This window comes from Acidiplasma sp., assembly GCF_038728925.1.
GTDB lineage: Archaea > Thermoplasmatota > Thermoplasmata > Thermoplasmatales > Thermoplasmataceae > Acidiplasma > Acidiplasma aeolicum.
The window spans coordinates 13,676-33,690 of the sequence record NZ_JAVYSZ010000010.1 but is presented as its reverse complement, the minus strand read 5'-3'; the positions used below and the strand labels follow the sequence as shown (position 1 = coordinate 33,690).

20 protein-coding genes and 3 tRNA genes are annotated in these 20,015 nt (G+C 32.1%); 14 read left to right on the top strand and 9 right to left on the bottom strand.

The features are described from left to right. Positions 1 to 57: 57 nt before the first annotated feature. On the bottom strand, positions 58 to 870 hold the full coding sequence (locus QXW15_RS05180; RefSeq protein ID WP_054964151.1) for an MqnA/MqnD/SBP family protein: 813 nt from the start codon (positions 868 to 870) through the stop codon (positions 58 to 60). A 99-nt stretch (positions 871 to 969) separates the two neighbouring features. On the opposite strand from QXW15_RS05180, the gene mqnC reads away from it, so the two are divergent. After that, the gene (mqnC, locus tag QXW15_RS05175) at positions 970 to 2,061 is read left to right on the top strand and encodes a cyclic dehypoxanthinyl futalosine synthase (RefSeq protein ID WP_055032542.1); all 1,092 of its coding nucleotides are present in this window, start codon (positions 970 to 972) and stop codon (positions 2,059 to 2,061) included. Here the strand turns inward: mqnC and QXW15_RS05170 are convergent. Together QXW15_RS05170 and QXW15_RS05165 are read right to left on the bottom strand one after the other, a co-directional pair. Further along, positions 2,055 to 2,780, bottom strand: a complete 726-nt coding sequence (locus QXW15_RS05170; RefSeq protein WP_054964153.1) for an MqnA/MqnD/SBP family protein — start codon at positions 2,778 to 2,780, stop codon at positions 2,055 to 2,057. The two genes, mqnC and QXW15_RS05170, sit on opposite strands and share 7 nt — an antisense overlap. A 1-nt stretch (position 2,781) precedes the next feature. Further along, a complete protein-coding gene (locus QXW15_RS05165) occupies positions 2,782 to 3,897 on the bottom strand; it encodes a radical SAM protein (RefSeq protein ID WP_048102184.1) in 1,116 nt (371 codons plus the stop codon). 953 nt (positions 3,898 to 4,850) lie between these two features. Between QXW15_RS05165 and QXW15_RS05160 the strand changes: the two genes are divergently transcribed. After that, positions 4,851 to 5,285, top strand: a complete 435-nt coding sequence (locus QXW15_RS05160; RefSeq protein WP_048102059.1) for a hypothetical protein — start codon at positions 4,851 to 4,853, stop codon at positions 5,283 to 5,285. 177 nt (positions 5,286 to 5,462) lie between these two features. On the opposite strand, the gene QXW15_RS05155 is transcribed toward QXW15_RS05160, so the two are convergent. The 3 genes from QXW15_RS05155 to QXW15_RS05145 all read right to left on the bottom strand — a co-directional run bounded on the left by QXW15_RS05155 (position 5,463) and on the right by QXW15_RS05145 (position 7,263). Continuing rightward, positions 5,463 to 5,534: transfer RNA gene (locus QXW15_RS05155), tRNA-Ala, on the bottom strand. A 268-nt stretch (positions 5,535 to 5,802) separates the two neighbouring features. After that, entirely contained in the window at positions 5,803 to 6,906 is a 1,104-nt protein-coding gene (gene gcvT, locus QXW15_RS05150) for a glycine cleavage system aminomethyltransferase GcvT (RefSeq protein ID WP_048102185.1), read from the bottom strand. A 132-nt stretch (positions 6,907 to 7,038) separates the two neighbouring features. Then, positions 7,039 to 7,263: a hypothetical protein gene (locus QXW15_RS05145; RefSeq protein ID WP_048102186.1), complete on the bottom strand. Its 225-nt coding sequence runs from the start codon at positions 7,261 to 7,263 to the stop codon at positions 7,039 to 7,041. A 174-nt stretch (positions 7,264 to 7,437) separates the two neighbouring features. Between QXW15_RS05145 and QXW15_RS05140 the strand changes: the two genes are divergently transcribed. Continuing rightward, entirely contained in the window at positions 7,438 to 8,637 is a 1,200-nt protein-coding gene (locus QXW15_RS05140) for an MFS transporter (RefSeq protein WP_048102060.1), read from the top strand. Between the two features lie 713 nt (positions 8,638 to 9,350). Here QXW15_RS05140 and QXW15_RS05135 read toward each other — a convergent pair. Next, positions 9,351 to 10,451 (bottom strand): ATP-binding protein, encoded by a 1,101-nt coding sequence (locus tag QXW15_RS05135; protein WP_054964244.1) that lies wholly within the window; start codon positions 10,449 to 10,451, stop codon positions 9,351 to 9,353. A gap of 240 nt (positions 10,452 to 10,691) precedes the next feature. Here QXW15_RS05135 and QXW15_RS05130 point away from each other — a divergent pair, with 240 nt between their 5' ends. From QXW15_RS05130 to QXW15_RS05120, 3 genes are read left to right on the top strand one after another with little or no spacing between them, the layout of a single operon-like run. Then, positions 10,692 to 11,177, top strand: coding sequence for a transposase (locus QXW15_RS05130; RefSeq protein ID WP_082180469.1), 486 nt, complete (start codon positions 10,692 to 10,694; stop codon positions 11,175 to 11,177). A gap of 49 nt (positions 11,178 to 11,226) precedes the next feature. Continuing rightward, a complete protein-coding gene (locus QXW15_RS05125; protein ID WP_052656823.1) occupies positions 11,227 to 11,664 on the top strand; it encodes a hypothetical protein in 438 nt (145 codons plus the stop codon). Then, a complete protein-coding gene (locus QXW15_RS05120; RefSeq protein ID WP_048102062.1) occupies positions 11,634 to 11,897 on the top strand; it encodes a molybdopterin dinucleotide binding domain-containing protein in 264 nt (87 codons plus the stop codon). The genes QXW15_RS05125 and QXW15_RS05120 overlap by 31 nt, the downstream gene beginning before the upstream one ends. Positions 11,898 to 11,933: 36 nt before the next feature. Here the strand turns inward: QXW15_RS05120 and QXW15_RS05115 are convergent. After that, positions 11,934 to 12,006 (bottom strand) — tRNA-Phe (locus QXW15_RS05115). A gap of 217 nt (positions 12,007 to 12,223) precedes the next feature. On the opposite strand from QXW15_RS05115, the gene QXW15_RS05110 reads away from it, so the two are divergent. The 8 genes from QXW15_RS05110 (at position 12,224) to QXW15_RS05075 (ending at position 18,715) form a co-directional block, all read left to right on the top strand. Then, entirely contained in the window at positions 12,224 to 13,429 is a 1,206-nt protein-coding gene (locus tag QXW15_RS05110) for a homocitrate synthase family protein (RefSeq protein WP_236688980.1), read from the top strand. A gap of 2 nt (positions 13,430 to 13,431) precedes the next feature. Then, entirely contained in the window at positions 13,432 to 14,679 is a 1,248-nt protein-coding gene (locus QXW15_RS05105; protein ID WP_048102064.1) for a 3-isopropylmalate dehydratase large subunit, read from the top strand. After that, on the top strand, positions 14,680 to 15,162 hold the full coding sequence (locus QXW15_RS05100) for a 3-isopropylmalate dehydratase small subunit (protein ID WP_048102065.1): 483 nt from the start codon (positions 14,680 to 14,682) through the stop codon (positions 15,160 to 15,162). Continuing rightward, a complete protein-coding gene (locus QXW15_RS05095; RefSeq protein ID WP_048102066.1) occupies positions 15,156 to 16,223 on the top strand; it encodes an isocitrate/isopropylmalate family dehydrogenase in 1,068 nt (355 codons plus the stop codon). Before QXW15_RS05100 ends, QXW15_RS05095 begins: the two co-directional genes overlap by 7 nt. A gap of 254 nt (positions 16,224 to 16,477) precedes the next feature. Further along, positions 16,478 to 17,713 carry an NAD(P)/FAD-dependent oxidoreductase gene (locus tag QXW15_RS05090; RefSeq protein WP_054963864.1) on the top strand — a complete coding sequence of 412 codons (1,236 nt, stop codon included), beginning with the start codon at positions 16,478 to 16,480 and terminating at the stop codon, positions 17,711 to 17,713. 6 nt (positions 17,714 to 17,719) lie between these two features. Further along, positions 17,720 to 18,364 (top strand): DUF1641 domain-containing protein, encoded by a 645-nt coding sequence (locus tag QXW15_RS05085; protein ID WP_048102068.1) that lies wholly within the window; start codon positions 17,720 to 17,722, stop codon positions 18,362 to 18,364. An 80-nt stretch (positions 18,365 to 18,444) separates the two neighbouring features. After that, positions 18,445 to 18,517, top strand: a tRNA-Gln gene (locus tag QXW15_RS05080). A 3-nt stretch (positions 18,518 to 18,520) separates the two neighbouring features. Next, positions 18,521 to 18,715 (top strand): MoaD/ThiS family protein, encoded by a 195-nt coding sequence (locus tag QXW15_RS05075; protein ID WP_055032412.1) that lies wholly within the window; start codon positions 18,521 to 18,523, stop codon positions 18,713 to 18,715. Position 18,716: 1 nt separating this feature from the next. Here QXW15_RS05075 and cca read toward each other — a convergent pair whose 3' ends face one another. Further along, the gene (gene cca, locus QXW15_RS05070) at positions 18,717 to 20,015 is read right to left on the bottom strand and encodes a CCA tRNA nucleotidyltransferase (protein ID WP_048102070.1); all 1,299 of its coding nucleotides are present in this window, start codon (positions 20,013 to 20,015) and stop codon (positions 18,717 to 18,719) included.

Sequence of the window (20,015 nt, the reverse complement as noted above, 5' to 3'; positions counted from 1 at the left end):
TGATAATAATTTATTAAACATTATTAAATTGTTTATTATAATTGAATTTTAAAAATTTTAAACTATTACAGGTGTGAATGGACTTATGAGATTTCTTTCTGCTGCCTTTTTATAGTACATTTCAAGTGCCTTCTTTCCTCTCTCACCAAAGTCTATGGATAGTTCGTTCACATACATTTTAATAAATTTTCTTTCCAGCTCAAAGTCATTATATCTGGAATATTTCATGGCGTATTTAACAGCATCATCCTCATGATCAAATGCATATTTTATTGAATTTTCGAAGTCTTCTCTATATTTTAGTTTATCCTCCAAAGATAGTGATTTTCTAATAGCATTAAATCCCAGGGGCACAGGAAGATCACCGGCATATGCCCTCCACTGATCATAAAGATCAAGAATTTTAATTAAACCCTTGTCCTGGAATTTAAGCTGTTCATCATGTATCAGTATCCCGGCATCTATTGTACCTTTTAATATTTCATTGGTAATCTGGTCAAATCTTATTTCCTTATATTCCCTGGAATCGTTGAACATTCTGTACAGCATAAATGAAGAAGTATATGTTCCGGGCTGGCCTATTACTGCATTCTTTAGATCTATTTGCTTCTTTGCAACCACTATTGGACCATAGTTTATTCCAAAGCTTGCACCAGAGGCGGTAAGATCGTATTTATCTGATACCCTTATATATCCATTTGCGGATATTGCTGTAACATCATAAAGATTGTTAATAGCCTCCTTGTTTAATGTCTCTATGTCCTTAACAACCTGCCTGTATTCAAATGATGTCTTTATTTTATGCTCAAACATTGCATAAAACATAAAAGCATCATCGGGATCTGGAGTATGCGCAATTATCATTTCCATGTATTGTTATTGTATCATTCTTAAAAAAACTATTTATTGATTTATTAATAAATATTTAATAGCAATAAACTATTTATAAAAAATAATAATGTTAATCTCATGCTTTCATTTAATAAGCTTGAATCTATAGAAAAAAAGGTTGATAACGGTGAGGACCCCGATATTAATGATATAATATACATGTATGATGAGGCTGATCTAAGGGATCTTGGAAAAATGGCAAGGAAAATAACCGATAAAATTTCTGGAAACAGGGTTTCTTTTGTTTCAAATTTAATATTAAATTATACAAATATATGCAATGTAAGATGTAAATTCTGTGCATTTTACAGAACAGATTCGGATAATGATAAATACACTTTATCAGAGGATGAGGTAATTAATGAAATAGGAAAATACAGGCCATATGGAATAAGGCAGCTGCTTATTCAGGGCGGTGTTAACCCGCATTTAAATCTTGATTATTATACATCATTATTTTCAAGAATAAAAAGGGAATTCCCGGAAATCGGCATACATGGACTTTCAACAGCGGAACTTCATTTTATATCAATTAAATCCCATATTAGTGTAAGGGATCTGTTAATAAAATTGAGAGATAGTGGACTTGAAACAATACCCGGGGCAGGAGCAGAAATACTTGATGATAATGTCAGGGTCAGAATGGGAAGGCCCAAAAATAGTGGAAAGGAATGGCTTGAAATTATGGAGGAGGCGCATAAACTGGGGATAAAAACCTCTGCCACCATGATGTTTGGGCATATTGAAACGTCTGAGGATAAGGCAAATCATTTATTATCAATACTTAATTTACAAAAGAAATATCATGGCTTTTTATCATTTACACCATGGAATTTTGAGCCGGGAAACACAGAGCTTGGAAACCAAATAAAATACAGGTCAGGTGGTGCTGATGTTCTCAGGAATATAGCAATATCCAGGATAGTATTTAACAATTATCTGCCTGTTATTCAAAGTTCCTGGTTAACAAATGGGATAAACATGGCGCAGATGGCAATATTATTTGGTGCCAATGACTGGGGAGGAACCATATACGATGAAAAGGTGATACCTGCTACAGGAAAAAATGTTGGAAATTTAAGAAGCGAGATGATAATAAATTCAATTAAACAGCTTGGTATGGTTCCAGTGGAACGTGATAATCTTTACAGAACAGTAAAAATTTATTGATTTATATATTCATTTTTTAAAATAATGTTTTTTAAAAAATTTACCGTTTCATTAACCTCAAAGTTATAATCATATTTTATTGTGTTATAATAGAATTTTAAAATCTCTTTTTTAACCTTTGCCTGGTTTTTTATTATTGATTTTTCCACATAATTTTTTGATGCAGCAATTGCATTATCAATGATTTTATGGTCAAAGTCCCTTTTTGAGGCTGTTACTGCATATACCGGCATTAAATTGAAAAGCCTTGAAAATTCATAACCTATATCAAAAATTATATTATAATTTGATTTATATGCAAGGAGTGCGTCATCACCAATTACCAGTGCATAATCATTATTATTCAAAAGATGTTGGGCATCAGTATATTTTGATTTAATAAGTTCATATTTTATTCCCATTTTATTTAAAATTAGGCTTAGATAAAATGACGTTGTTGCCGTTAAGGATGTAACAGCTATTTCAATATTATTTTCTATGTGTTTATTTCTGGATATTAAAAGTGTTGACATTGTATTTGATAATGTGTGTATGTTTGCGGTCTCGATTAATTTTAGATCAGAATTTAAAAATTGAACCAGTGATACCATGCCGGCATCAAGTTCGTCTTTTTCTATCATCCCTAAAATATTAAACGCAGTATCCCTTTTAATTTCAATCTTATTATTAAGTGCATAAAATAAAGGGTCTGAGTGAATTAAATTTATTATTCCATACATTTCAGTAGTACTCCTTTAAGTTATAAAATGTATCCCTAAGAGCCGGAATCCTGCCTATTTCATTAATAAGATGGTTTAATTCTTCAATGGATGTTGATGTTTTCCTGTTTGTGGCACCGAAGACCTTTTCACTAAATGCGGTGCCCACCAGATCACTTCCACCAGACAAAAGTGCAATTTGTGCCATTTCCTTTCCAAGGGCCACCCAGTAAACGCTTATATTCCGTATCGACTTGCCAAGAATTGCACGTGCAAGTGCATAAACCTTAATATCCTTATCGCCAGAAGATGGATACCTAACCTTCCCCATTTTGTATAATGGTGTGTTTTCAATGCTAAATTTCAATGGTATAAATGATAGAAATCCGGGTGTGTCAATCTGATTATCTCTTAACCTTATCATATGATCTATAATATCATCAAAATTTTCAAGATGCCCGTATGTCATTGTGGAATTTCCGTAAATTCCAAGGCTGTGTATTAATTTTGCATCCTCCAGCCATTTCTCACCGGATATCTTTTCAGGTGTGGTTATTAATTTTCTGACATTTTCGTTAAAAATTTCCGCCCCACCGCCTGTATGCGCATCCATTCCAGCCTCCTTTAACCTTTGAATAAGGTCCTTAATTGATACACCATGGGTTCTTGATATAAAATCAATTTCCGGAATGGTAAATGCCTTTAGGGTAACATCAGGAAGGTATTTTTTAACCTCCTTAAAAAGCGATTCGTAATATTCTATTGATAAATCTGGATTAAATCCTCCAACTATATGTATTTCTGTAACGTTAAGAGCCTTTGCCTTTTCTATATCTTTTTTAATATCGTCAAGAGAGAGCTCATATCCCTTTTTATTTGGTTTATTAATTTCATATTTTTTAATCTTATATGGTGTATAAAATGCGCATATTGGGCATGATGCAGTACAATAATTTGTATAGTTTATATTATACGATACTGCATATGATACAGTATCACCTGTATCAAATGATCTCAATGAATCTCCAATTTTCATCAGGGAATATATATCAAGATTTAAAAGTTCAGAGGCTTCTTTTTTATTTAACTCATTGTTTTTAATATAATCTATCCAGTATTCTTCCTCATATTTCATCATATAAAATTGTATATCTAAAAGAAATAAATACTTAACTATTAAATTATTCATTTGTTATGTTTATTACAAATACTTTAAAAATAATTTAAATGGAATAAAAAGAAATAAAAGTTTTAATTGCCTAGAATTATAATTTATTGCCTAAAAATGATTAACATTGTAAAAATTTTTTATTTTTATAAGTTATACTATTAATGATTTGGACATTTTTTTAAAGATATTTGTTATTTTTTGTAACTATTTTCTATGAGTATTTTTATTCTAAATTTATTATACAATACTTAATATATTGCTTAAGATCTTTTTTAGTGTGTTATTTGTTGAATTTAAAAAAATATTATATATTCAATATCTTGATTTACCAGCAAGGGTTACAATTGCACACCAACCATTTTGCCTTCAAGCATAAAAAAATTAACCTCCAGAAGATTAAATTCATTTAATATCTTGATAGGCACCTCATAATGTTTGAAAAATTAGGTTATGGTTTTTGTTAACCATGTTAACAAACACCTTTAGAGGTTATCATATCTTTGATGCTTAAACTTCCTGGTTACAAGCCAGTACCCTCGAGTCTGCGAAATGATTCAGGTATTGCTTTTTTATTATATGATACATGTAACTCTGTATGTATTAATATACCGTTTAATGATCTAAAGATTGCCCTTTTGATTCTACTGCCTAAATACACTTCATGCTTTTCCATAGTTTAATTATCAATAAATGAGCCTTTGGATGTATGTAATTCATCGTGGATAATTACATTTATTTTGTATTCCTATTATAGATTTGATCTTTGAGGTAATTGGCTTGCCCTGGCTCATAGTTTCTCATGGAATTCAATGAACAATAATTGCATGAACCGTCCAGATTATACCTTTTATGAACTATCAATAAACAGAATATTTATTAATGTCTCTAGATTATAAAACCATTGATATTGGGAGAAGATTATGGCTAAAAAAATTAGGGATTATAAGTCATGGGTTACATCACACACTGAATGTCCCAATTGCCATTACAGATTCAATTTTAGGCATTCCAAATGGGGTTCAGTAAGTGCGGTAAGGGTTGGATCAAATTGGGTGTTCATCTGTCCAAATTGCAAGACTAAACAGAGTTTTCTCTTAAAAAAGGGTGAGGAGGAAGGTTTGCCGCTGATTATTGACATGCCTCTTTCCTCATTCCTCTCAGAGGCATTTGCGGGTTTGGTTGCGTTGGTTATTGTAACAATTGTGCTTTATTATGTGGCCTCTAAAAACATAAGTTCTGATGTGTTCATCTACGGTTTCGCAATTTCACTCATAGCTTATATAGTTTATATGATCTGGCTGGGATTTATTTCCAGATCTTCTGGAAGAACCTACATAATGGACCAGCATCATTGATAAATACCGTTCATTTGACTAATTTACATTATATAATCGGGTTGGTAAGTTATCTAATGAGGATTTTTTTAAAAATATGGTTAAATTTTGTTTTTCATTTATAGTTAATCTTTCATGCGCAGAAGTTTTTGAATTAAACGGATATTTATTTTATATTTTTAAGTAAAAACTTAAGAATGGACCGATCGGGATTTGAACCCGAGCCCTCCTGCTTGCAAAGCAGGCGATCTACCGCTGATCTATCGGCCCAGTTATAATTATAATACACTGGATTTTAATAAAATTATTAAATCTTTCGTCTTCCATGCATTCTCTATTTATTATAATGTTATATGAAGGGGGAGGGGGGTGCATTTCCGATGGAACTAAAAAAAGGTATATGATACCATTAGATATAAAAATAAATATAAAGTCATTAAATTATATATAACTATATATTATTATATATAATATACGAAAAATTTATTAATAATTATATTAACATCATTACCTTTCGTAAAAATCAAAAAATAAAAAATTAAAAAAGTTTTGGTTTTGATATCTGTGCTTTTACATATTTATCCCTAATTTTTATGTAAACTGGTTCATTGCTTTTCATAAAATCTTTATTAATATAGCCCAGGCCAATTCCAGTGTTAAGTATTGGTGATACTGACCCGCTTGTAATGTAACCTATTTCATCATCATTATGATATATTTTAAATCCTGGTCTTGGTATATTCTTATTTTCAAGTATAAATCCTCTGAATATAATTTTAAAATTATTTTTGTTTTCAATTAATTTTTCCCTTCCTATAAATTCATGGTTTAAATTTACAATAAATGATACTGACGCCTCGTAAGGAGTTTTATCCTCATTAAAATCCTGGCCTGATAAAAGCATTCCCTTTTCCATCCTTAATGTATCCCTTGCACCCAGCCCACACGGTCTGCCATCATAATTTTTTATTATATCAAGCAGCTTTTCCCATAATGAAGGTGCAATTTCATTCGGTATTATCAGTTCAACGCCCCTCTCTCCTGTATAACCTGTACCTGAAACCATCATAAAATTTTCATTTAATAACGGATTTAAAAATTGTATATTATTTAATAAAAAATGAAAGTTTTCTGGCATTTCTATTTTCATTTCCCCTAAAACTTCCGGCGTTTTTGGACCCTGAACTGCTATATGTGATATTTCATCAGAATGGTTGATTATTTTAATGCTATAACCTGTGGAATTTTTATTTAACCAGTTTATAATTCTCTCTATATTTGCTGCATTTGGTATTAAAAAGTATTTATCATCCCATAATTTATATATTATTGTATCATCTATCATTTTCCCATCTGTATCCAAAAAAGCGGTGTATGTGCATTCACCAATATTTAAATCTGAAATTTTTGTTGGAAATATATAATCAACAAATTTGTTAGCATCATTTCCCTCTATAATAACATCGCCCATATGTGATACATCAAATATCCCAACGTTTCTTCTTACAGCCATGTGCTCCTCGACTATTTTTGTATATTCAAGAGGCATTTCCCATCCATGAAAATTTGTCATTCTTGCATTTAATTTTAAGTGTTCATTATAAAGTGCTGTTCTTAGGGGTATACCCTTTTTTAGTTCCATCGGAAATGCACCCCCCTCCCCCTTAAACATCTTTTTTGCTGACTATTGTATAAAAAATATGCATTAATCAAACAATACCTCATAATAATGTAATATTAAGGATGGATTTAAACTTTAGATAATTTAAAAAAATTATTTTTTAACTATCTGGGTCTGTTTACCTTTTATTTCCCCAAGCCAGATTGTTAAAAGTCCAAATGCTATTACAGGTGAAACAAAGGAAATTAGGCCAACATCTCCCCAGCCATCATATCTTATTCCCCAAAACAAATAAAAAACTCCACCGATTAAAATTAGTATTATTCCAACGATAATGTATATACCTGTCATATTGAAAATTTTTTCACGATTAACCATTTCATTTTTAATATATAAAAGTTGCATAAAAAGTTTTTGAAATAAAAAGATAAATATAAATGTATCAATGAATCTATATAATCAATGTGAAATTTTATATTGCGATATATTGCAAAATAGAGAAACATAAATTCTTAAAAAAAATTTATATTTAAACGCCATTTTAAGATTAAAATGAATAAAAATATTGCTTTTACATCATTACCTGGATTCACTGCTGCATTGGAGGCAACAATGATTTTGCTTGCAATACCTGAAATATCAAAAGAATTTGGTGTATCATATTCAGAATCAACATTATTAATAATAATATTTGTAATAATAGAAACATTATTTGTTGTTCCCTTTTCATTAATAGCAGATAAATATGGAATTAAAAAAATAATGATAATAGGTTCATTTATAATGCTAATGGCATCAATATTAATTTTTCTTTCAAATAATTTTATTGTAATGCTATTATTAAGGGCTTTTCAGGGACTTGGGGGGTCAATGGTAATACTAACATCATTATCATATGCATCCTTAATGAGCCCTGATGTAAACAGGGGGAAATCAATAGGATTAAACCATACAATAATAAGTCTTGGATATGTTATTGGACTTCCATTAGGCGGCCTGATGGCATCTATAAATTATAAATATCTATTCCTATTTACAGCATTTTTATCATTGTTATCCATTATATTAATAATAAATATAGATGAAATAAGGGGAAAATCCGAAATAGGAAAATCATCATTTTATATTACATTATTATTTTCTGGGTTAATATTATCAATATATTATATTCCATTTATAATTATTGCAGTGATAGGTTTAATATTTTCATTTAAAATTAGATTAAATAAGAAATTTGCATTATCATCATTTTCAGGATTTTTGCATTCAATAACAAGAAATATGCTTGCAGCATATTTTGTATTTTTATTGTATTCATTAAATTACACACCATTAATCATAGGTTTGCTTGTTTTAATATATCCTATATTTTTCACTTTTACATCCTTTGTTTCCGGAAAATTGCATGATAAATACGGATTAAAAATAGCATCTATTGGATTTTTATCAATGAGCTTATTCTCATTATTATTATTTTTTAATTTTATAATTCCTGAAATATTTCTTGGAACTTCCACAGGAATTGCAACAACATCAAATACCGCATATACAATGAATTCCTTAAATAAAAATGACAGAATAACAGGATCAGGAATAAGGTCATTACAGGGAATAGTAACAAATGCAATTGGTCTTGGTATAGGCTCAAAATTGCTGTTAAATCTTAATCATGTTATATTTATAATAATTCTCTTAAATTTAACAGCATTAATAATTACATTAATCCTGTATAAAGCCCATAAAGCGCCGTAGGCCGAAATGAGCCTAAAGGTTTAATACCATTCCAGACAATAAATCATTATGGATGTATATCCCTAGATAGGGGTCTCCGGCCCTATGTATATAAGACTGTATAAAAATACCTGAAAATGAATGAACAAAATAATGGTTTATCGATTAGATAAAGATTGCGGACATAAAGCTAAGGCCATAAAATTGCTTTTCCCTGAAAATCCCGGACTAGAGGAATAATAGCGTCATCCAGTTTCCAGATGTGAGCATACCTATACATAAATTCTGATTTATATTTATCATATATAATACCCATCTATTGATTTATAATTTTTAATATTATACACAATATTATCTGAAATATTTTTATCAGTGCTTTTACGGATCATATTGTGTTTATATTATTTTTTATTTCCATTGAGACTGTGCTCAATGCTTTAGATATAATGTTAATGATCATCCTATTTTTATATAAATTTCATGTAATTATGATAATTTTATTTACTGCAATTTATGGTCACGGGTTTTATCATTATTTAATCTTTATATTTTATGTCATATATGACATAAAAATTATGTAAAATCATGTCTTATATAATATAATGCTTACAGATGAAGAGTATATCAATTGATGTTGGATGGTGATTCTTAAACAAAAATTTTTCCATTTCACGATATATTTATTATCAACCTCTTATAATAATATTTTTTTAAAAACCTCTGTAATATTTCCTTTATCTATTTTTGTTAATAAATTTTAATTTAATTAACGGGTCTTCAATATAATATTTATTTTCAGATTTTTTTATAAATCCATATTTTAGAAGCTTTGTTATGTGATTGTTTAAAATCGTTGAGGATATGTAACCAGTTTTTGTTGTAACATATGCTTTTATTGCAGACCAGTTGTTTAATCCTGCTGCTATTGACTCCATTATAGCCATATACCTGTCCTTAGAATTATTGATTAATTTATTTATCTCGCTATCTATTAACCTTTTGCTATATTCTATGACATTATTTATTGAATCGTAATTATTTAATTTTCGAATAGCCCGGTTATATCCGTAGTATGTCAGCCATCCCGCGATTCCGTCCAGAATATCTATGGCAGAATTTATATCATTGTCATTTACGTTTATTTTAGCCTCTTCAAAGCCGGATTTTAAGAAATTGTAGGACGTTTCATTATCGAAATGCCCAATTTTAATTTCATTTATCATTCTTCCAAATAGCGGACTTTCAGTATTATCTATATCAATAAACTCCTCTAAAATTCCAATTTCACTTCCTGTTATTATTATATGTATATTTTTCAAATTATCATATGCCCATGCCAGTATATTGTTATATCTTTTTCCACTGTATTTTAGATACTGTGCCTCATCTATAGCCAGGATGAATACATCATTATTCTTTTCTGAGATTTCATTAATTACCTCAAGAATATTATTTAATTGATATTTTTTGGATGCGTCTATATCTATTTTTAAATGATTTATTTCAATACCATTTATTTTGGATAAAATATCAGAAATCAAAAATCTCAGTTTTTGAGAAATCCCTATATCCTTTTTTAATTCATGCAATATTTTTAAAGATATTTCATTTTCTCTGATAGTTCCGGATTCGTTGAATAATTCCCTTATATCTATTATTATGTATGGTATTTCAAGAGAATTTAATACACTTTTTAACAGGCTAGTTTTTCCTGTTCTTCTAATTCCGTATATTACTGTTAACGGTTCTGTAACACATCTTTTTAGTAATAATATTTCCTTTTCTCTACCGAAAAGGTCTTTAATATTATCTTTTGGTTTTATGTTAAATAGCATTAGTAATACCCCCTATTATTAAGTAATACTCCCTATTATTTAAAGTTCATTAAAATGTATTAAATTATTTTTATCTAAATATAGTGAGAATCGGAGGCGGTTGTTATGCAACTTGACCCTTGAGGCCGTTAGTAAGAATAGCCGCCCTTCGACTCGATTTCATACCTTATAATTATAAGGTGAATAGGAGTTTGTCGAGTCTTCGATTCTGAATCTCACAGAATCATTAGAGGTGATTAAATGGTTATAGGCTTGGATGTACATAAACGTTCCGTATATGCTACGGTAATGGAGGATAATGGTACTATTATTTCCCAGAAAAATATGGAAAATAATATGGAGATAGTTAATGAGTTTTTATCAGTTTATAAGGATCATGATATTGTAATAGAATCATCAACATCCGGTAAGTATCTTTCCAGGGAATTATTAAAACTAAACTATAAGATACATCTGATTAATCCTGCAAAGGTTCCTGAAATATATAATAATTACAAGAAGACAGACTTGGGAATAAAAAATAATAGAATAGATGCAATATATGCACGTGTATCATCCAATAATAAGAATGATTTATATAATCAAATAAACAGATTAAAATCATTATACCCAAATGCACAAATATTCAGTGATATTAAATCCGGATTAAAATTCAACAGAAAGGGATTCATTGAATTATTAAATATGATAGAGGACAATAGGATAAACAATATATATTACACATAAGGACAGACTGGCAAGGTTTGGCTTTGATTTAATAGAGAATATATGCAGGATGCATAATACAAAAATAATAGAAACAGATGGAGAAGAGATATTATCAGCCAATGAGGAATTAAAAAATGATTTGATAACAATAATAACATTATTCTCATCCAAATTATATGGATTAAGATCACAGAAAATGAAGGATAAAGGATATATTGGAGGCTGTAAAGGAATGACTCATTTATGGAAATCTATCGGTGATAAAAGAACCATAGTGTTCGAATACAAACCAAGTGACACCATTCTAAAATATCTAAATGATATGAGGGATTTAATAAATAGGGCTATAATAAGTGCATATTCAATGGCAAAATCCAATAATAATGAATTACCATCCCCTATTGTTTTAAGAAAATCATTAAAGAATTATTATGACAATAATATAATTTATGCAAAGCACCATATCAATCCTGCATGCAGGAATGCAATCCAAAATTATGGATAAACCCTGTGGATGCAAAGAATCCTGGAATAGAATATGAAAACATTGTAAAGCTTAAATCAAAAACTGGTGAAATTGACATGGTGGCAAAAATTACAGAGGATGTTCTTCCAGGCGTTGTATTCGCACACATGCATAATCCAAAAATAAACCATAGAATAACTGTAACTACGGGCCTGCAAAGAAATTCTATGAAAAAAGGAACTTTATGGAATATAAATTTCTTGAGTATATAAAGAAAAATTGTTTAACTCATTAAACCGTTAATACAATGCCGTGAGCCGGGATTGAACCAGCGACCTCCAGATCTTCAGTCTGGCGCTCTCCCAACTGAGCTATCACGGCCTAAAAGTGTAAGAAAGGTATGACTTATTTTTATTAAAAGGTTTTTGTTTTCATTTATAGCCAATATTTTTTGCAATGTAAATGTTTATATATTATAATTATAATACACATCTAATGTTTGGTAAAGTGTCTAATGCTGCAACCATGTTGTTCTTTTTGGGTTTGCAGAGCGGACACTAACCTTAAAACATTAGTTAATTTTTAAGGTGGTGTTTTTATGGGCTATGACATAGATAGTATGGATTCTAACGCGATTTTTAATATTGGTATGTACAGCAGGGAAGGTTTTTCCAGCACTGGCAGGAAAATCACCGTTTTTGATACCACATTAAGGGATGGAGAGCAGAGCCCTGGCATTAAATTCTCTCCAGAAGAAAAACATAAAATTGCATACATGCTTGAGGATATGGGTGTTGACATTATTGAGGCAGGATTCCCTGCTGTTTCATCAGAGGAGTTTAATATAATAAAATCCATAAACTCCACAGCAAACAGGGCAAAAATATGTGCCCTTTCAAGATGCAACGATGGAGACATATATTCTGCAATAAATTCAGGTGTTAATTATATACATATATTTATAGCGACGTCAGATATTCATTTAAAAAACAAACTAAAGATTTCCAGGGAGGAAGCATTAAAAAAAATTGAACATTCAATTAATATAGCAAAGGATGCCGGTTTATATGTTGAATTTTCTGCAGAGGATGCAACCAGAACTGATATGGACTTTCTTATAAGAGCATTTAAAACAGCAGAAGTAAGTGGTGCCAATAAGGTAAACATACCAGATACTGTGGGCATAATGAATCCAATTTCCATGAGAAATATTGTTTCAAGGATCAAGCAAAATATAGATATACCTGTAAGCGTCCACTGCCATAACGATTTTGGACTTGCAACGGCAAACACCATATTCGGTGTGGAGGGTGGTGCAAGTCAGGTGCAGGTGACAGTAAATGGCATTGGTGAGAGGGCAGGAAATGCCTCCCTTGAGGAAGTAGTAACAGGATTAGCCGCCTTCATGAATGCAAAAACAAACATAGATTTTTCTAAGATTTATAATATATCCCAGGCAGTATCAAGATTTAGTGGCATGGAAATACAAAAAAATAAGGCAATAGTCGGTGAAAATGCATTCTCGCATGAGGCAGGAATACACGTGAATGGAATAATAAATTCTCCTGCAACCTATGAGGCCATAAATCCAGAATTTGTAGGCAGGCAGAGGACAATAGTTATTGGAAAGCATTCTGGCAGATCATCCATAGAATGGATTTTAAACAAAAATGGAATAAAATGTTCTGAGGATGAGGTTAAATACATACTTGAAGAAATAAAATCATACAATGGCAAGGAGGCATTTGATGAGGACAGGGTTATAAATCTTGCCAGAAATATTATAAAAATTAGGGGTGATTAATTATGGGTAAAACTGCGGTTGAAAAGGTTTTCAGCAAAAAATCCCACACGGATTCTTATGCCGGGGACTATGTTGTTGCAGATGTTGATTATGTTATGGTTAATGATATTACCGGGCCCATTGCAGTGGATGCTTTTAATTCCATAGGAAATGCACCCGTCAGGGATAAAATAGTGATTATCCCGGATCATTTTGTACCACCCAAGGATATTAAATCTGCAATACAGTACAGAAAGGTAAAGGATTTTGCGCTAAATAATGGAATTGAGAATTTTTTTGACATAGGCAATGGCGGGGTATGCCATCAGGTTATGATGGAAAAGGGCTTTGCAGCACCCGGAAGGCTTATTGCCGGTGCAGATTCACATACAAATACATACGGTGCATTATCCTCAATATCTGTTGGAATAGGCAGCACTGAGGCAGGTGTAATTTTTGCCACAGGAAAAATGTGGTTTAAGGTTCCTGAAACAATAAAAATAAACATTAATGGAAAACTAAAAAAGGGAGTTGAGGGTAAGGATGTTGCATTAAAGGTTTTATCAATTACAGGTCATGATGGTGCAACATACAAATGCATGGAATTTTCCGGTACTGCAATTTCTTCATTACCTGTTAATGAACGCATGACAATAGCAAATATGACAACCGAGGCGGGGGCAAAATGTTCATTCTTCGATACAGATGATAAAACAATAGAATACCTTAATAAACGGGTTCGCGGTGATTATGAAATAGTTAAATCTGACGCCGACGCACATTATGAATCCATAATTAATATCGACGCAGATGATATCGAGCCCTCAGTTGCAGTACCAAACTCTCCGGCAAATGTTAAACCATTATCGGAGGTTAGGGTTGAAATAGACCAGGCATACATAGGGTCGTGCACAAATGGCAGAATAGAGGATATTAGAAAGGCTGCAGAAATTTTAAAGGGTAGAAAAATTAACAAAAGGGTTAGACTAATGGTGGTTCCAGCAAGCCAGGAGGTCTATAATCAGGCCCTAAGGGAGGGATTAATAGATATAATAGTAAATGCCGGAGGTTATTTTTCAGGCACAACATGCGGTGCATGCCTTGGTGGTTATATGGGTGTTCTTGGACCCGGGGAGGTTTGCATTTCAAGCACAAACCGCAATTTTATAGGCAGAATGGGCGATAAAACCTCAAAGGTTTATTTAGCTAACCCCAGTGTTGTGGCTGCCTCGGCAATATTAGGCAGAATAGCATCGCCGGAGGAGATTTAAATGAATGACAGGATAACAGGAAATGTATGGGTTCTTGGAGACGATATAGATACTGATCAGATTATACCGGCCAGGTATCTGGTTACATCTGATGAGAAAGAACTTGCCAAGCACTTTATGGAATACACAGACCCCGAACTTGCCGGAAAAATAAAGCCAGGGGATGTAATTATCGCAGGCAAAAATTTTGGGTCAGGTTCAAGCAGGGAACATGCGGTTTTAACCATAAAGGGCCTTGGCATATCATGTGTAATAGCTGAGAGCTTTGCCAGGATATTTTTTAGAAATGCAATAAACCTTGGAATGCCATTAATAGAGGCAAAAATCAATGCAAATTCCGGTGATAAAATATCGATAGATTTCAATGATAGCGTTATATTAATTAATAATAAAAAATATACATTTAAAAAATATCCAGATTTTCTAAAAAATATAATAAATGCTGGTGGGTTAATAAATTATGTGAGGGAATATAAATGGTAGACGTTGCGGTTATTCCAGGAGATGGTATAGGTAAGGAAATTATACCTGAGGTTTGCCGGGTTATAAATAATATAAACGATGAAATCAATTTTATATATTATGATATATCATCTGAGAGATACTTAAATAAGGGTATTACAGTAACAGATAATGAAATCTCAGAATTAAAATCATACAGGGCAATTCTTTTTGGGGCCATTGGCGATTTTAGAATTAAGCCTGGTATAATGGAGCAGGAGGTTATATTGAGACTTAGAAAAGATCTGGACCTTTATATGAACATTAGGCCTGTTATGTCAATGCCAAATGTGTCTAAATATAATAATCTAAACATAACAATATACCGCGAAAATAAGGAGGATTTTTACTCATTAATAAACGGCACCCTTGATAATGATATGGAATTTAGGCACTCTGATGCACTAAATAATTATGATATTAAAATATCTGGAACATCTAATGATAAACTTAATTATAATCTTGGAATACTTACAGAAAAAAATATAACAAGATTCTTCAGGAAGGCATATGAATTAATTGAAGATGATAACATTGTGATAACAGATAAGGCAAACGCAATATCAATGTATCTTTTCTGGAGGGAAATTGCAAAAAATGAATCATCAAAATTTAATAAAAATATAAAATTCGAATATGCCGATTCACTTGCGTACAATATTATCTTACATCCTGAAAAATATAAGCACATTATTGCACCAAATCTTTATGGCGACATTCTCTCAGACATGACATCTGCACTTGCAGGAAGTTTGGGATATGCTGCCAGTGGAAATATTGGCGATAAAAATGCAATGTTTGAACCTGTTCATGGTAGCGCACCTGATATTGCCGGGAAGGGAATAGCAAATCCCATTGCCGGAGTATTATCAGGGTCAATGCTTCTGGATTATCTTGGATATAAAAAGGATGCACAAAGAATTAAGAACATCATTAACCAAATGCTTCAAAATAAAATAATTCCAGTGGAATCTGGAGGAAATGCCGGAACACATGACATCATAAAATATATATTAAATGAAAAATATGAAATAAATAATTAAATTTTTATTTACATATCTGTTTAAAAAATATTAAGGATTTAACCCAATTTCTATCATATACAAAACAACATGTATCAAAAACGACATTTAATGAAACAAAACGTCCCATTTAATCACATATATGAAAAATTGCTTTTTATTCACACCATCCTTCACAGGAGTTTAAAAATTATTACATAATTACGTTATTTAATTCATATTTGTGACAAAAAGGTTAATATATTATGATATTATATTATAATAAGTGAGTTAACATGACTAAATTACTAGTTTTGGGTGGAAGATTTGCAGGGTTAACAGCTGCTTATACCGCAAAGAGGCTTTTAGGAGATAAAATAGATGTTACATTGATAAATAACACACCATATGCGGCCTTCAGGCCCGGGATGCCACATGTGGCCATAGGTGTATCAACAGCTGAAGAGCTTGAGGTTGATCTGGCAACAGCATTACCGGCAAAGGGAATTAAATTCATACTTGGTACGGTTACAAAAATTGATGCTAAAAAGAATAAGGTAGAATATGAACTTCCAAGCAAGGAAAAGAAGGAAGCATCCTATGATTACCTTGTTGTTGCCTTTGGAGCAAAGCTTGGAATAGAACACATCAAGGGCTGGGAAGAATATGGAAACAGCGTATGTGAGCCACAGTATGCAACAGCATTACATGAGAAGCTTGAAAACTGGAAGGGAGGAAACATAGCAATTGGATCCGGAGTATTTTATCAGGGCACATTAACACCAAGGGGTAAGTATCCAAAGAACTGGGCATCAGTGGCAGACTCAGCATGTGAGGGCCCAATATTTGAGCTCTCCTTAATGGTTCCGGCATTCCTTAAAAAGAAGGGACTTTTAGACAAAACACACATAACAATATTCTCACCGGGAGAGGAGATACTTACAGATATAGCAAAGGAATCAAGGAGCGTCGTAAAAAGCCTATTTGCCCAGGCTGGATTTGATATGGTATGGAACTTCAAGTTAAAGGAAATTAAGAAGGATGAAATAGTGGATGAGAGCGGAAAGACAATAAAAGCCGATCTTGCAATAATACTGCCACCATATGAAAAGAACGACGCCGTTGCAAACTCAACACCTGATTTATTTGATGACGGCGGGTTCATACCAACCGATGAGCACATGAGGTCAGTAACATACCCCAATGTATATGCATGTGGTGATGCAAACCAGGTCACAGTTCCCAAGCTGGGATTCCTTGCAGTGCAGACATCCAGGATTGCAATGGAAGATCTTGCAAACAGGCTTGGTGTGCCAACAAAGCAGGAGGAATATGCACCTGAGGTGGTATGTATAGCAGATAACCCGCTGGAGGGCTTTGCCATAGCAGTAAATGATACAACATTCTATGGCGGGGATGAAAAGATAGCACAGCCCTCACCCACAAACCATATAAAGAAGGAATTATTTACCAAATACTTTATGTGGACAAATGGAGATATGGCATTGGATAAATATCTCGCAAGCTGGTGATAAGACATGATGACTGAGGATGAGCAGCTGGAAAAATTGATGAAACCAGAATATATATCCAGCCTGACAAGGCTGATAGAGCTGGTTAAAAAACTGGACAACATGGGTTTCCTGGATGTTATATCCGGAATACTCAGCGATGAAGATACAATGAAAACAATCTTTGGCCTTATAACCAGCGATGATGTTCTATCATTGACAACAAAATCTGATTCAATAATGGCAATGTTAAAGATCATTTCAGAACAGAAAAACATTAAGGCACTTTCAAACCTGCTTGAAATCATCACTGTAATGCAGGGCAAGGGATTATTAGACCCGATTATGGGCATACTGAATGACGATGAATCAATGGGTGCAGTTATGGGATTAATATCAAACGACTTCACAATGAATTTAATAATGAACAATAAATTAATATTAAACTCCCTTGGAACACTTGACCTCAGCGTAACACCACACTATGTAAATATGATAAAGGCAATAGAAAACGCAATTAAGAATGAAACTGTAACACCCGTTGGTGGCATGATGGGAACACTGCATGCCATGAAGGACGAGGATACCCAGAAGGGTCTTGGAATTGTGTTCTCAATTCTCAAAAGTTTGGGTAAAACCTGCTCTAACGAGTTTAACTGCGCCAAAAAATAACTTTAATTTTTTTTAAATTTGTTTATATATTTATTCTACAATTCAAATTTCTTATATATTTTAAAAATATTATGTTTTATAGCTCCGTGGTGTAGCGGCCAAGCATACCGGACTTTGGATCCGATGACGGCAGTTCAAATCTGCCCGGAGCTGTTTATGATAAGGGTTATCGGAAGAAATAAAATTGAGGAAAGTATTTCATCACCATGCGTTGTAAGGGAACTTTATAGTATGTTTAAAATAAATCCGGATGAGTATGTTGTTCTTGTAAATGGGGATCCGGTAACTGACGATGAAATTATAAAGCCAGACGATAACGTTGTTTTGCTTGAGGTTTTTTCTGGTGGATAAGTTAATCAAAGAAAATATTTTTTTTATAAAACTTTTTAAGAACATCATACTGTGTATTTTTATCCACGTCAATTACATGTATTTTATTTTTTAATGGATTTAAATGCCGGCCTATATCAATTTTTTTCAACTCTGTTTCAAAAATTTTTGAAAAATCGGTATTCTCATTTTTTATATCGACATATAGCCTGTTTCCATTAATATATGGGCCCCTTAGAAGGCGGTCATTATTCATCCATATTTTAATAAACTTTATAACCTCATTAGAATCAGCAGGAGGACCTGAATGTATAAGCATATCAGGAGGTTTTTCCCTCTCATATTCAATTAATATCTCTATTTTATTATTAACAAGGATCTCTGATGATACAGGCCTGTATCCATATTTGTCAAATATTCCAAAAAGTTTATTCTTAAATCTAACTGCCTGTGGATATATTATATCATCAATAACATCAGGTCTTTCCATGGTAAAAATTTTCATATATGTGCCGCGATCCTTTATGTTATTGTTATTTAAACTGCCTAATGGTAAATTCTCTGGAGTTTCAAGATAAAGTTTTGAAGCAATCTCCATACGTGCCAGATTTTCCAGGCTTACAGCTGCAGCGGCGTTCCTTGTTGTATCAACAGGGTCTATTATTATAACCGGTTCAGGGAATTTTTTTTCAAGCGATTTATCATCAGGAATTAAAAATCTGCCCTTATTTTCTGCAAATTTTTTTAAAACATTTATAAACGATCCAAGATTAATAACCATTATTTCACATAAATATCCTGAGAAACCCGATTTTGAAATTTCTGAACCATATACATTAACCTGCTTCATAAAAATTTTTAATTTTCTTATGTCATTCCTTATGTTTTCATTTGAATTTTCATTTACAAACTTTGTGTGCAGTGGTGTTCTATCAACAGTGGATTCTATTCTTTCTCCTGGGTTCATCTTATATGCAGGAACAATATCCACCTTTATATTATCAATATGCCCTGATACATATGGGTGTTCAGCATATTTTTCAATTCCATCCTGAAGAATTTTATGGCCCAGTTTAAGGCCGGTATTCTCCATGAATTCCTTATCATATTTCTTGTTAAAAAGTATGAAAATGTCTATATCACTGCACTTTAAATTTGTATCCTTGGATACAGATCCAACCTCCACAGCCTCTGCATCAATTTTTAATTTACTGCACTCATCATTTAAACTTTTAATTATATTACTGGCTACCAATTTAAGTTTTTTATTTTCCTCGTCTGAGGGACTGTACTGATCAAGCAATTTTTTTAAATCCAGCAT